The organism is Bacillus sp. MT94 (genome assembly GCF_058792475.1).
This window is the reverse complement of record NZ_JBXAEZ010000006.1, coordinates 260345-276243: the sequence shown is the minus strand read 5'-3', so window position 1 is coordinate 276243 and position 15899 is coordinate 260345. Positions and strand designations below refer to the sequence as shown.

Genomic DNA, 15899 nt, shown 5'->3' with positions numbered 1-15899 from the left:
CCTTCTGGTTTTCCGCCTTCGCCTTCTGGTTTTCCGCCTTCGCCTTCTGGTTTTCCGCCTTCGCCTTCTGGTTTTCCGCCTTCGCCTTCTGGTTTTCCAGGGGGAATATTTTTTGATATAAATTCAATATTCACTATTTTTTCGCAAACTCCAAAACCATAATCAACGATAAATTTAATTGAATATACTCCTGGTGAACTACTAGTAAAAGTGTAATTTCCTGTCTGCATGACTTTAGGAGGGGTTTGAACAAGTACACCTATATTAGAAGCTGAACTATTTTGTCCATGATCTAAATGAAGAACAATTGAATCTCCTACATGTGATTTTAAAGAAGGACCAATAATGTTTAATTCACAAATAAATTCGCCAATAATAGTCCCCTCAGTTATACATTCTTGTCCATCGTTATACGTTACAATAAATGTAATTTTATATACGCCCTTATTAATAACTTTAAATGTTCCATTCCCAAGACTCTTTAAACCATTCTTATCATAGTTCGTATCAATGCGTAGAATACCAGATTTATTTGTGTGTACAAGCGAGAATGTAACAACCTCTCCTACTACCTTATTAAATCGTGATGTAATTAAATTTAAACCACAGCTACTAATTGGGATATCATTAATAATCTGTATTTTTGAAGGCCTTGAAATTGGTTCTAATACAGGAGTCTCTATTCTTTTAAAACAACCCGCATCTTTTAACATACCTATACCTGCCATTCTAAAATGGGTAGAAGGCCTTTTAGTAAAAGCTGAGTCCCCCTCTACAATCGTCACGTAATATTCATCATTATATTCTGATTTTTTGTTATCCTTGCCCGCATCATCAGAATCATGACCATCTTTTTCTGGAGGAACGCTAGGCACCAAGTTGTCCCATTGAAAAGGAACCCTTAAATGCATTTCTTTTCCTAACCCTGTAATTACTTTTATCCAGACTTCATAAATGCCTTCTTTAGACATATTCATAAAGTCGTACATAGGTGTACCATCACCTAGGTCTTTTTGCGTAAAAGCAATTCCTTTAACTCTCCTTAATTCATGGTTTACTTCATCATCCTCTAAAGCAATTACTGCCCCAGCTTCTCCAATTTTATAGGGTTCCTCTATTAAAAGCTGATCTTTTTCTCTTAAAAATCTGATATATGCTGTTACTTCAACGATATCAGTATCTTTTAGGAAATAAACATCAAGGTAAGATACACCATGCTTGTTAATATCTATGGTAAGTGGCCCATGAGAATGATATGTAATTACGTCATCTACGTCTTTAAAAATGTACCTGGATGGTAAATGCCTCCATCTAATTGAATGTATAATTGGTAGTGAATCAGTTCCTTTAAACCCTTTATTTTGCGGTACTGATAAATTAGGAACGGGAGTTAATGCCATATCAAAATCACCTCTACGCTTTTATAATTTCCACGGTAAAGCCTTGTAATTCTAAGTCTCTTTTAAAATATTCCATAAGATATAATTTATTAGATTTATTGATTGTTGGAGGATTTTTTCCGCTCTTTGTAATTAATTTATGTGGAATCCCCTTAATTTCTCCTCTAAACCTTATTCCAGTTTGAACATTCAAAATATTATCCAAAGATTTTACAAGAGATTCATTATTACCGCTTACTCTGACTTGATGTTGAATATCACCTTCATTATCAATAAAGGCAAAATCTTCTCCTCTTTTTATCTTAAGAATCATTATATTTTACCTCCTACAGTTTTGGATCAATACCCATTTCTTTTAATTTATTAACTATAAAATCGTGTTTATCTTTAAAATTTCTAGCTAAAAATTGTCTATTAATGATATACATCATAAAGGCCTCAGCAAAATCTTCGGCCGGGCTAAAACATCCATAATCTGATACCGGAGCAAGTTTTCCATTATCTAACGCTGTACCCGGCGAGCTTTTCGTTAGTTCATTAAATGAACCATCAATATTCTCGATCCACCCACTAATATTTAACCATTCTTGCATTTCATGTAGTTTTTCACCTAATATGTCATATCCATAATTAGATAATGCATGACCCATCTCATGTACAGCTACTTCTGCGGCAACATAAGGTATATAATTATCATCAGTCATATCCTGTAAATAATATGCTTTATATTCTCCATCAACAACATGACTGCCAAAACCTATGTTAGGTTTTATATAGTCATATGGGCGATGTGCCTTGGCAGCTGAAATATTATAAAGCAGCACCTGAGGTTCAAAGTTAACTAGAGAACGAAAAGAAGATAAAATATTTTCCTTTTTCCCATTACTATGCATGGCTGTAGCAAAACTATCCATTACCCAAGCTCCAACAAGACCTGTATCATCTTCGTTTTCAATAAATACGTTATTAAAGTCAATCCAATCATATATAGCACTTGGTACTTTCTTAATTAAAGGAAGCATTTTATCTAATATATCGCCCTTTAAAAACCCCTCTGAACCTGGGAAAAATAAGACAGGTTTATTGAGTTTAGCTGACATAAATACTGAGGCTTTTTGCAATTCATTTAAACAAGGTAAATTTGCCTTTCCCCACTCGTTAAAATCTAGCCATCTATCTTGTAAACTATAACCTTCATCTTTAATATCTTTTAAAGTTTTCCATAAAAATTTATGAAAATCTTCAATTTTTATTTTAGAGTTATCCAAATGATACTGACTTTGAGGCTCCTGTAAATAATCTAACCAATCATTTCGCCCCTCCCAGAACGATTTGCTTAATTCCTTTCCAATACCATCTGTGCTGTTAGCCAAATAATCTTGCGTAATAACAGAGGGATTCCAATAAGTATCATCTACTGCTTGTGCCCTTACTGCCCCATCGCAATAATAAGAAAATTTATTACCTTTATCAGAATTGGAATTAGAATTATTGGTTGAATCTCCTAAATGCACATGAAGATTATTCAGTTCGCTTGTACTCTTAGCAATTCCCCACTCTAATTTAGTAGATTCTTTAGGTACCTCAGGTTGATATTGAGATTCATTACATTCTTCACACCAATAAGGGAACACTAACTTCTCACCTTCGGAAACATTAATAACGGGCAGAAGTACGATATTAGGAATATACCCTAATACCCCATCTTCAGGATGCATGACTGTTGCACGAGATGTATGAATCTTATTACTATACCTAGATGCATGAAAATCGTATTGATAGTAACCATATCTTAAATAATTCCATGCCCTTGGGTACTTACGAGCATATTCTTCCTCCTTCTCGGTTCCTTGTGCATTTTTGACCATTCTTAATTCTTCACGAGTAGGTGGCATTAGATTAGGTGGCACGTTCCAACGTAAAAAATGTTCTTGATAACGTGCTCCATATTTTGTTTTTTTGATCATAACGGAATCTACTCCGTTTGATGGATGGTTTACATAATTTCTTGTGATAGGTTGTAAAATTTCAGTTTTAGTCTCTATACTATCAAAGTCAAAAAATTCTCCTACTTGCCTACCTCCAAGCATAGCGATTGGTGTTTCATTTTTCGAAGATGTATTTTTAGATACTAGATTTCCAAAGAAAAAGGGAATTAAAGTCACCATATTATTTTCCCAGCTAGGAGCCGAATCTACTTTTAATGTGAAAAATGCACTTGTCTCATCAAATACACCTTTTAACTGAATTAAAGAGTCCCCCCACCAATTCGTATTAGTTCGATAATTTAATTTCCCTATGGAGGCAACTAAATCACCTGTATCTCCTTTTAATTGCATGGTAATAATCGGTGATTGTTTCATACTTTCATAGTATTCATCCTCACCGTAGTACTCTATATCCATGCTATCCCTAAATATATCCAAACCATGATTTTCACTCATGATAGTAACTGGAGCAAGTTCACCACTAGGTGATACATAATGCGTATATCCAGCATATGTGTCTAGTGTGTATGAATAAACAGTTGTATAGTCTACAGATTTTCTATAAAAATTAGAAATCCATTCTAAGAAACCTTCTTTTTCTCTAGGAATATCTTTAGTGTTAATTTTTACAGCCCCTGTTGACTGTGCGAATGCTAAATACTCATTATCCCACCTACGCATAATCATATGCCGAGTGATGCATAACATACCTTCTCGAGATTCAAAAGGGGTTAGATATCCCTCTTCTCCTTTTACAAATAACCCTTTTTCAAAAGTAATTTTATATAGATCTACTTTTGGAACTTGATTGTTAAAATTCTGCCACCAGTAATTACCTGATTTATCTTTAAATCTTCTAAATACTTTATCAAACATATCATCTAAAAAATTATCGTGTCTTAATGTTTCCTCTACCCAAGGCATTTATATCCACCTCTCTTATTTGTTGGGATTATCCCTTAAACATTGAAAGTTTATCCAAACATATTTCGATTGCCCACCTTTATTATCAAAGCGGAATGTAATTGGGGTACCTGCTTTTACTGTTTTCACAGCCATTAAATAAGCACCTTCTGGTAAATCCTTCGTATATATTTCATCAAATATGTAGTTATTTTTATGATTATCTCCAATAAACAAACTCCAATTATCAAAGGAATGATATCTAGACGCTCCTACAGCTACGGAAACCAGCTCAATATCAAAATCAGGGATAAATTGAATATCAAAGTGCCCTAAAGTACCTAGTACCTCTAAAATTTTCCCCTTTATATAAGGAACTGTTTTTGTAGGCATAAATGGATAATCTAAACGTCCACCACCCAATCTACCTACTCTATCTATTTCCCCTCCAACTACTACATTTGCTCCAAAACTCATGTAGGACCTCCTCTCTAAATTTCATCTGTTACCTTTGGTCCGAGTTCCACATTCACATCTACAGGAGACGATGGATTGTATCCATCAGACCAACCATCTGGAGAGATTTCAATTTCTTCATTAGATGCATATCCTATTTCTGCATAGTCTACATAATCTTCTACTATCACTTCTTCATAATTACTATATTTACCGTTATAAAAATCAGATGGATTTTCATATTTAGACGGTATAGAATCTTCTTCGATTTCTTCCTCACTCGAGCCCCATTCCGAGTCAAAATACGTAAGTTTAACCTTTTTAAAATTACCGTAATCATTTTCCCTTGTAATCTTTGCAACAACTTCTTGGAATTTACCAAACCACTCTGTTCTTATAGAAACTTCTGTAATCATAATATTGTTGATGTACTCATAATCTTGAATTTCATCAGATACAGGTGGATTGAGTCCACGGACTAAAGAGATTTTATCTATTGCACCATTTCGATAAATAATTCTAATCTCATTAATTACATGATTAGCTATTGAATTTTCTGTTTCCCTTATGACTTCAAATGACTCTACTTGCCATTGAGAAGAATTCAATGTTGTTACACCATTGTCGTTATCATTATTGAATAGCGGACTAGTAAAATGGTGTCTTGTTCCCTTTCCTTGATTAACTTTTCTATTGATCATATCAAGTATTGGATATACATCATTTACGTTCATATGACTCTTTTGCGCCATTTTCCCACCTCGCTTTCCATAGCATTATAAGAAAAAACAAGGAGATTCCTAACGTTCTGTAGGAATCTCCTTGTTTTTTTAGCTATAATAATTCTCTTTGTCATGCCAAGTAAATTCTAGGAAATTTAACATCCCTTCCTTATTTCCAACAAGTCGGTTCCCTTTTATGACATAATACCCTGCATTAGAAGTATTACTATCATAAACATAACAACCATCTAATAACTCTATCATTGGATTTCCTTTAACAACGGCATTAAAAGTACGGGCTTGTCTTTTCATATCAAAAAATAATTTGTTCGAAATATCCTCTTTGGTTCCTCTTGCATTTGAACCAAATCGCTCATCAATCCAATCAGCAACAATCTTAGCCGTTCTCATATTACCCTTTGTAGATATAAGAAGATCTTTATCTACAAAATGCTCAATTTGCCCACCATTACCAACAATAATAAGATGATTACGTATACGAGAATGGTCAATAGAAGTGGAAAGAGAATATAAATTCTCACCATCTATAAATGACCATTTTGCCTCACTTGCATTAATTTTACGGATATTTTCCAATCTAAATGTTCCATAACGATCACAGTAGGAGCGATACATAATATCTCCAATCACTTCATGAACCGCATCAGATGCCCTTGTACCTTCTAAAAAATCTATCGCCTGTACATAAGGATTTTTATAACCTTGTGCATCTTGTACAGTTGCTATATCTTTTTCAACATATTGTTGACTTTTAGTATCCCAGACGATTGCCTTTTTCCCACCCCTATCAATATCAATATAATACGTTTCTTCAATGATTGCATCAGCATATCTCAAATCATCTTCATGGATTCTCCATCCAATCATTCCTGCCTCATTTACGATATTATGAATAATAGATGATTTAACCCACATGGTTACTGGTTGTTTTTCATCACCATGTATCTCATCTCTTCGAGGAAAAGTTAGGACCCTATCAAAAACATGTTCTTCTAACATATCGTACATATCTACACAATTAATAGTAATTGTTTTTTCATCAGAATTTTGCTCAATTTCTCCTCTTATACGTCCTGTAAAAACCCTTACTAGGTTTTCACCATAGCCTGCATAAATACGTACTGGGGTAGCTTCACTTAACACATGTCTGATTGCACCATTCTCATAATATGACATCTCTGCTTCTCTTAAATTTTCAGGGAAGATATTGGCTCGTTCATATGTAGGAGAATAAATACCATGTTTATTGTCTAAAGTAATTCTTGCAGTTGCGACTCTGGCGTCAAAATGGCTATTTATCTCCCACTGTAATACATCTTGGTCTACTGTAAAGGTTTTATCGTATACAAATGCCCCTGTATCAACCCATACATCACGTTTACGAGCCTTAATTCTTTCATCAACATATTGTGCGCCGTATTGAGTTTCAATTTCCACTACTTTAAAGCATTTTAGTCCAAATACAGCCTCACCACTTACATTATTTAAGGAGAAATCTAATATATGTGAATTGACTCCTTGTATATCACTTGCAACCCATTTTGCATAAACTGGAGGTTCATATGTAGGTTGTGTTGTATTGTTCTCTTTTGTATATCGTTTTACAATCATTCCGTCATATGTAACCGTTACAGAATCTCCTTCTTTAAGATCTGCATAGAAAGCATATTCATAAAATCCGTCTGAAGAGAAGTTATGTTTATATCCAAAATCTTCAACGGCTCCTTTGGCAATATTCTCATTAAAGCCTAAATACTTTTCACCTGTTGACCAAGCTGTAAAATGGGTTATGTTCTCTTGTCCGTGCCAATTTCCATCCAGATTTGCATCCCTATCAAAACACTTATTAAACTTAATATTTTGGGTAATGGTCATTTGGGGTGGTGGTTGACTAACACCACTTCCATTTCCTGTACTATTATCATCTCCACCACCTTCACCATTTCCGCCCGTGTTACCACCGCCATTATTATCTCCACCGCTTGGTGCTACTCCCAATTTTTGAGCACCTGTTAAAACAGGATATGGATCAATATGATTATTTCCACCATAAATCCATTCACCTTTCCAAATTTCAAAGTGTAAATGAGCACCATAAGATTGACCTGTATTCCCGGCTTTTCCTAAACGTGTTCCTGGATTAACTAAATCACCTTTTCGAACCTGTAAAGAATTATTTTGCATGTGGGCATAAACTGTCATATATCCATTACCATGTTGAATCATTACACAATTACCATAAGATGTACTTTTATAAGCTTTATGTACATATCCAGCCCAAGCCGCTACTACCCACATACCATTAATCTTACCTTGGGATGTATGTACAATATCAGTACCCTTATGCCCTGAACGTGCACCTCCGCCCTTATGTTTCATATGGTGTGAAGATACTTTCGCACCATTTCCAAATGAAATTCCTTCAACAGGAAAAGTAGCACCGGATAACGCATTAGAGCTTGCATTATGAACTTCTTTCCTTTGTTCCTCAATTGTATAAGTCTCAGCTTTCTCACAACCACAGTCTTCCTTCTTCGAAACATTTAGATTTGTAGAATGCTTTGGAAACAGATTTTTATTAATAATAGAACCAGATTCTTTACAATGCCATTTTTTTTGACTAGATTCACCAATAATTCTATCAAAATAGCTTTTCACAAGTTTTTTCCAATTAGGTCCATCTGCTGACCATTTCCATTTTTTATACCCTTTATCTCCACCTTCATGGAAATAATCAACATCACTAGCATCCATATATCCATTAGAAATTTTTCCGTATCTGCTCCTCATTGCCTCGGAAAAACGTTTTGCAGCATACTTCGCTTGGGTATCTATACCTTTATATGCAGGCTTGCATGAACCCGGGCAACCATATCCTACTATATAACTTCCATTTTCAGGTTTCCCTTGTCCCAATGTTCCAAATCCTGTTTCATGTTTCGCTACAGCTAATAGAAAGAAATAAGCAACATTGGGACACTTATAATGTTTTACCCATTTATTTAAGGCACATTTAATATACTCAAATCTATCCCCTGACTCTCCACCTTTTGTAACAGAACTTGGCTCAGCACCTGCTACTGGTGTTGTTAAAGTCGCCTCTGCTGCCTGATGCACAATAGATGCTTCTCGAATTCTGTCCCAAACTTCAAACTTATTTTTCATTCCTGGTACATAGGCCATTTTGTCAAATTCAATAATAACCCTAGGTTCATGACCTAAAGCATTAACTTTTCTCATTACGTCATTTAACAACTGAGGCGCAGGAGTTCTATGATCAAATACGTTCGGCATACCTTATTCCCCCCTATCTAAATCTTTCTAGTGCCCATTCTGTAAATCTATGTAAATATACAATTGCTTCAGCTCTAGTTACACATACCTCAGGTTGAAAGGAATCATCTGCGTAAAGTGGAAATACATAACAACCATCATTAAATTTTTCATCTAATATATTTAAGACTGATTCGGCATACCATTTTCCTACAATCTTATCTTTATCTTTAATGTATCTCTCTGTTTGCTTAATTGTGTTATTCACATATCCTCTATCTGTATATCGATTATAAATATTCATTCTAAAACGTTGTAACAAAGTAAAAAACTCTCCTCTATATATCGTTATATCAGGAAAGAATCTATCATTATAGAGTGCGCAACTTGACATAGGGACAACTTTTTCTCCCTGCCTATTTTTGATTTGAGCACCCTTTTGATAATTATAATTTACATAAATAGGAAATTGATTTAAATTATAAGATACATAAAGATATCCATTAATTATAGTAAAACAGTCTCGTTTAAATCCTAAGGTTCTTGTAAGCGCATCTTGTATGGATTCATCTTCATTTACATCTACATGTATTCTCTTTAACTTCTTGTTCATGCAAACTGCTATTTCATTTAAAGAGTAAGTGATATCAAATACGTAATTATTTGCTTTTTCTAACTTTTTTGCCGGATATGCTAATGAGCATCCGCTCATCAAAGGATAAATCTGACAGTTTTCAGGTGTATGATCTCCTTCATGCATTTCCACTACACCAGATAAAAGAATACTAACTTCTCTTCCATTGGTTAACGGGTAACCAATATGTATAAAATTATCCTCAAGTTTAGATGGAAGTGTAGGCACCCCATCAATATAAACAAACACCATTTCCCTAGAATCAGGTTTATATCCACTTACTTCAAACTTGGTTTGTCCCTCTGTGGAAGTAAAATTATGAACCTGACGTGACTTGCCACCAATAAATTGGTTATAGGTTTTTCCACTAAATAAGGTTTCTTCTTTTTTTGCATCAATAAACATATTATCTGTTTCTAATACTGCGCGATAAAACCAATCCTTTGGACCCACATCTAACCATCGCTTTGGCATTTTTAATACCCCCTCAATATCTTTTCGATGTATTTAAAAGTCCTTGTCATATAGGATGCCGTTTGAGCCCTTGTAATCCAAACTTCAGGTTGAAAATATTGTACAGGTGTTCCATCACTAGCATAAGTAGTGACAAGGCCCCTTTTTTGCATTTCATCTATATACGTTTGCGCCCAATGATTTTCAATATCTATAAAAGGATATTGATGACGATATTCGAAATCTTGTTTTCGAATTAACATAAGGTTTACAGTAATGATATATTTCGTCTCAAATTCTGCTGTTTTAATATCTAAATCACCATTAACAATCCCTAAATAAATTGTGCCTTTTTCATCATAGTATTTGTGTTCTGCGCCAATAAACTGCAGCCAATCTGCAAATTCCTCTTTGCTCGCAAATAAAAATTGAATGGTAGTAGAATAATGAGAAGTCCCTTTCCCTACCAATCCTGCAGAAGATTGAATATTTTCGTTTATATGGGATTTTAATACTGGTGTTGGTGGCTTATAATCGCCAGTCATACGCCCCCTTACTTGTACAAAACGAATCCCGTTATCATAAAATAATTTACGTTTAAATACATCATCATTAGATTTACTTGGTTTTTGTTGTGCCATTTAATCACCCCTTAGTATTATAAGAAACCCCACCTAATAATTAGATGGGGTTTTGTAATTAGAATGTTGGATATCCCCAAGGGGCTGAATTTAACTGATTTCGTAGTGGTGTTGTTCTACCTTGTGCTAACCCTTTTCCTAAATTCATTCCAAGATTCGCTAACTGTTGACTAGAAGTTTGTCCAGTTACATTAGGTAAAGTAATATTGACATACATATCTCCTGATTGAACACTAAAGTTTGAATGTGTACCTTTACTTGTTAGATAATCATACTGAGACATAACCTGTACGCCTTCAGGAAGATTAAACGTTCCACCCATTTGTGCTCTTAACTCTTGGTGGATACCAATCTGTGCTTGTAAAGATTGCTTTGTCAATTCTCGAATATCTTTCATGATTTGTTCGTATTCAGATGAACCTTCTTCAAACTTACCACTATTTCGCTCTGCAATTCTTACCGCTAAGGTCTTATCTATAAGTGATTTACGATCTTGTAATTCTCTTACTCTTAGGTCACGTGCTAAGAAACTATCATCTCCTATACTTGGTCCAAAGTTCACACGTTCCTGCATGTACTTAATTTCCAAATCATCCATATTATTACCGAAATCATGTCTCCAAGCTGTAAGCCTTTGTATCCTTAAATTTTTAACTTCTAATTCAGCACTTGCGATTTGTTGACTCAATCCTTGAATAGTATCTTGTAACTGACCATCTGGATCTGCTAACTGTTGGGATTGCAGATTTGCCAGTTTACTTTTCATTTCTCCAATCATAGATTGGCTTGAAACAATTTGCGAATCAATATAAGTAGGGCTCTCTGTGTTCATACTAATAGCATTTAATGTATCCTTATACTGTTTCTTAGCCTGAGCTCTAGAAAACCCTTTCTGAGTGTCGTTAACATAAAATTCTGTTTTAATACGTTGTGCTTCAATTTGTTTTTTCTTATATTCTAGATCAAAATCAGCTTTTAATTTCTTTTCTTTGTCCTTACTTCTTTCAACAGATTCTTTAATTTTTTTATAATCATCCGTCTCTATTCTTTCTTTAGTTTCTGGATCCTCAGTATATCTTTTTCCATTTTTTTCTAAATATTCCAACTCAACTTCTCGCTGTTGAGTAAAATTATGAAGCTCGTCCATCTCTTTTTTGTAAGCTTCGCGCTCTTGTTGAATTACTTGTAATCTAAGTTTCATATACTCTTTTGAGTCAGCTTTCACACCATCTAAAAGGGCGGTAATTAAGTTAAGTTCTCCCTTATTATTAGCAACTTTCTGGCTCTCTTGAATACGAGATTTTAAATCATCATAAGAAAAGGAATCATATTGACCCTCACCTAACATTTTATTTTCCCGGGCTTTACGAGCTTTTTCTGCATCATCCCTTCGCATATTCTGCTCTGATTCAGAGATGGCTGCTTTCGTATATTGATCTATAAACTCTTCTTTTTCCAATTGCTGCTTCTTAGCATACATTCCAGATTGATTTAAATACGATTGTGTTAAATCTGTTAAAGATGCTTTTGAATAATTCCCATCTTGACCTTTAGATTTTGCATCATTTGCCCTTTTCTCATTCTCTTTTCCTAAAGCTTCATTCCAATCTGATGTTCCATATTCTTTCTTCATCCAATTTTTAAAGTTTCCTTCAAACCCCTCTACATCTGTAATATCTAATTCAGGATGTCCCGGCGATGCTAAATTTACTAATCCATTCCAAGCCAATCCTCCTTTTCGTAAAATATTTCCATACCAACTATTACCTTCTTCATTTTTAACATAAGCATCTGCGGCCCCTGTAGTTTTAATCTGGTAATCACGTATTTTTTCCTGGTTTGCCGTTAACCCTAGAGTTTCAGCACTATTTGATATAACGTCACCCACAGCCATGGCAACCGCTATTTGTTTTACAAAACGGCCCATGCTACGTGCTAATCCTACAATTGCACCACCAGCACCTTTTGCACGTTGAGGAATAGTGTCAAGAAAATCAAGAAATCCCTTCATTCTATTTTTAGATGCACCTTCAGCTTCATCAGCCACTTTTTTTACAGCACTCGATAAATCTCTATACGCAGTGGTACTTTGTCTTGTTTGTATAGTAACCTTACGGTTATTAGCCTCATATTCATCGAGTGCCTTATTAAGTCCATCCATATTATTTATTGATTTGCCTACACTTTGATAGTTTTGATCTAGATAGGTCTCAAATCCAATACGTTTTTGATCATCCATTTGAGCCAAACGACCAGCTGTTGATTTTTGATTCTCATTCATACTGTCAAAGTTAGTTCTATTTGATAAGGTATTGACTAAATGCTCTGAGAAATTTGTAGTAAAAACGTCTGTTAATAATTTACTTTGGGTAAGGTTGCGAGCATTATAGGCTGAACGAGTATGTAATTCATCAGCTGTTAATTCTTTCTTTTCACCTTTATAATAGCCTTTAGATTCATCCATGATGCTAAGAAAATCGGCCATATTTTCAGCTTTTCCACCATGATCTTTTACATATTCTTTTATCTCATTCTTTCTATCCTCTTTTAAATTTGCTAATTCTTCAAAATAACCTTTTAACGTATCATTTTTCATAGCCGCACGGTAGAATTTTTTGTTATTTACTTGATTACGTAAATTTTGGCTCTCTCCCAAAACATGATCATTTAAAAAACCTACCGCTCCGTCCTCTTTACGATTTGTTAGAGATGTACCACCAAAGAATTTATTTTCCATATTGGCTTTCTTGTAATACTCTTCATAATTACTCAATTGACCTAATCGTTTTACTCCATGAATAGCACCAAAACCTACCAAGGCATTACCTAAAATCGTAATTAACTGTGCAAATAGCCCTGCATGTTCCTTCATTCCCTGGGCTAAGTTTGTAATAATTTTTGCTAAAGTTTGTACCTCTGGATTTAGCGCATCTAATACTGACACTAATGCGTTATTAACAGATACCCCAGCTCGTTCCATTGTCACAGAAGGTGATTTCATTGTCACAGCCATCATTTCTTGAAGACGTGCAGGATCTTTTTTAAATTCATTAATTTCTTGCTTAATTTTCCAATACGATAAATCCTTACTGTTATTTATCCCTTCTTTATGCATGGTCTCTAAAAAGGACATCAGTTTTGGTGGCTGATTTGCCCCACCTTCTCCATACAGAATGGATTTTACTTTATCTTCTCCAATATATTTATTTTTGCTTGCTTTCGCGGTGTCTGATAGGATATCAATGAAATTCCGACGTACTTTCATACCACTCTCATTTTTTTCAAATACCTTTACACCATAATTTTCTAATTGTTTAGAAACAGATGGTAAAGTAATACGCTCTGCAATCGTTTTTATGGCTGCACCTGCATTCTCCCCTGTTTCTCCTGAAGTTTGAATAGCTAAAGCATTTAATGTCACAGCATCTTCTGCATTCACTCCCACTGAATGGAGTGCTGTACCCGATTTTGACATAGCCTTCATAACATCTTCACTGTTCGCTTTAGTTTGACTCGTAGCAACAGCAAAAGAGTTAACTACTCCATCCAACTCCCAGACAGATAATTTAAACTGTGCCATAATTGTCTGTAATCCTGGAGCAATTGTTTCAACTAAGTCTGATTTGTTATCTAAGCGATAAACCTTAGAAGCTTGATCAACAAATTGTCGTGCAGATTGTTTATCTCCTGTTACATTTGATGCTATACCAGCTACCTTAGACATTCTTTCATAATCAATACCGTAAAGAGTGGATAAATCACGTACATTATTCATTAGATTTCCAGTATCATTATCTAATTTTAACCAATCTGTATTTCCATTTTTGTTTTTATATTCTGGTTTCAAAGAGAAGTTTTGTGTAATCTTTAACTGTTCTAACTGAGCAATTTTAAAGGTTTCCATTGCCTTAGATATTGCAGCCATCGGATCTAGCATTGAGCCCGAAGCAAGGCTCCTAACTTGTTTGGTAACCGCTCCAGCCATTCCAAACCCGTCAAAAGGATTGTCTTGTTTTGTGGATTTACTTGTACTAGAATCGCTATTATTTTTATTTGTATTACTATGATTTGATCCACTTGAGTTATTTAAAGTATTAGCACTATTTCCTGCAATAAAGCTTAACTGTCTATTACTATTCGCCTTTTGAGGGTTAGTATTAATTTCTAGAATTTCATTTCTTATATGTGCAAACTGCTTATCAACGGACTCCTTGATTTTTTTAATAATTTGCTTATTCAGCTTGTTAATTTCACTAGTTAAATATTGCGTAATATTAGAATGAGGTTCAAAGTCCACAGCTCTTACTGATTGTTTCATTGACATCATTATTTTATTTGTTCCTGCAGTTAATTTTTTATTAATTGTATTTTCCATACCCTCAAACTGCCTTTTTAAAGCATATCCTCTTAGAGATCCTCTATCCACAGAATGAAAAGTATGAGCTAACTCGGCTGGAGAAACACCTAAATCATTTGCAATATACCTTTGAAGTTGTTTAGATATATTTTTCATAGGTACTTCTACAGATTTGAGATCAATCTTTTGCAGCCCTCCTCGTATGCCTTTTATATAATTTTCTATTAAACTATCAATACGCTTAGCTGTTTTTATAATCTCGCTATCAATGCTATTCTCTTCGCTAATAACACCCTCGAAATCAAATTTTATAGAATCTTTTATTTTCCCTCTTACTTTTTTCGTTAATTCAGATAAATCTTTCGATGAAATTGTGAATGTCTGTCCTTCAATAGCAACCTCAGGGTTCAGTAAAATAGGTTTTAATTGATTTTTAATACTTACTAAAATTTGCTTAACCGTTCCCTTAGAAATATCTAATTTAAGTCCACTCAAGTTATCTGCATTTACTAAATCCCCCCCATTTTCGCGAATGGAATTTACTAATTGTTTAATTTGATTACTAATTAACTTAGAAATTTCTTTATTAATTTTATTAAATTCATCTTTTCCAACTGGTACTACGCTATTATTCATAGCAGAATCCATATTAATGTTTATATTTTTGATCATCTTTACAATCGTTTTATTTAACTCTTTATCTACTTTAGACATCAATTGTTGAACGGTTTCTTGTTTAATACTTAAAGGTGCTGTCCCAACTGAAGATAAAGGAATACCATTTGCCTGGACGATATTATTTAATTCTTGCTCAAGTTTTGCTCTAAGGTTACTTCCCGCTGCCTTAGATGTCTGAGCCGATAACGAAGATAAAGAGCTTTTCATAGTATCTATACGTTTTTCTATACTACCAAAACGATGATCTAGCTGTTCCAACTGTACTCCAAACTCTTTCATATTTTTTATTGACTTATCAAACTCTAGTGCAATAGTAGCACCAATATTTTGATTATTGACTGTCACTTATTTCACCTTCCTTTTACATAATAAA

At 34.3% G+C, this 15899-nt stretch carries 9 protein-coding genes; all 9 read right to left on the bottom strand.

Annotation, left to right across the window (positions count from 1 at the left end):
- Positions 1–1400, bottom strand: a 1400-nt coding sequence (locus tag AC1Q51_RS22430) for a hypothetical protein (protein ID WP_492331724.1), incomplete at its 3' end; no start/stop codon positions are given.
- Between the two features lie 13 nt (positions 1401–1413).
- The gene (locus AC1Q51_RS22425; RefSeq protein ID WP_000601027.1) at positions 1414–1713 is read right to left on the bottom strand and encodes a hypothetical protein; all 300 of its coding nucleotides are present in this window, start codon (positions 1711–1713) and stop codon (positions 1414–1416) included.
- 13 nt (positions 1714–1726) lie between these two features.
- Positions 1727–4312, bottom strand: coding sequence for a hypothetical protein (locus tag AC1Q51_RS22420; protein WP_090976065.1), 2586 nt, complete (start codon positions 4310–4312; stop codon positions 1727–1729).
- Between the two features lie 15 nt (positions 4313–4327).
- The gene (locus AC1Q51_RS22415; RefSeq protein WP_088047548.1) at positions 4328–4768 is read right to left on the bottom strand and encodes a DUF8551 domain-containing protein; all 441 of its coding nucleotides are present in this window, start codon (positions 4766–4768) and stop codon (positions 4328–4330) included.
- A gap of 14 nt (positions 4769–4782) precedes the next feature.
- Entirely contained in the window at positions 4783–5499 is a 717-nt protein-coding gene (locus AC1Q51_RS22410; RefSeq protein WP_492331723.1) for a hypothetical protein, read from the bottom strand.
- A gap of 78 nt (positions 5500–5577) precedes the next feature.
- Entirely contained in the window at positions 5578–8784 is a 3207-nt protein-coding gene (locus AC1Q51_RS22405) for a M23 family metallopeptidase (RefSeq protein WP_090976060.1), read from the bottom strand.
- Between the two features lie 13 nt (positions 8785–8797).
- A complete protein-coding gene (locus AC1Q51_RS22400) occupies positions 8798–9871 on the bottom strand; it encodes a hypothetical protein (protein ID WP_001126627.1) in 1074 nt (357 codons plus the stop codon).
- Positions 9872–9873: 2 nt separating this feature from the next.
- Positions 9874–10491 (bottom strand): S-layer homology domain-containing protein, encoded by a 618-nt coding sequence (locus AC1Q51_RS22395; RefSeq protein ID WP_000068594.1) that lies wholly within the window; start codon positions 10489–10491, stop codon positions 9874–9876.
- A gap of 58 nt (positions 10492–10549) precedes the next feature.
- A complete protein-coding gene (locus AC1Q51_RS22390) occupies positions 10550–15871 on the bottom strand; it encodes a phage tail tape measure protein (protein WP_492331722.1) in 5322 nt (1773 codons plus the stop codon).
- Between the last annotated feature and the right edge of the window lie 28 nt (positions 15872–15899).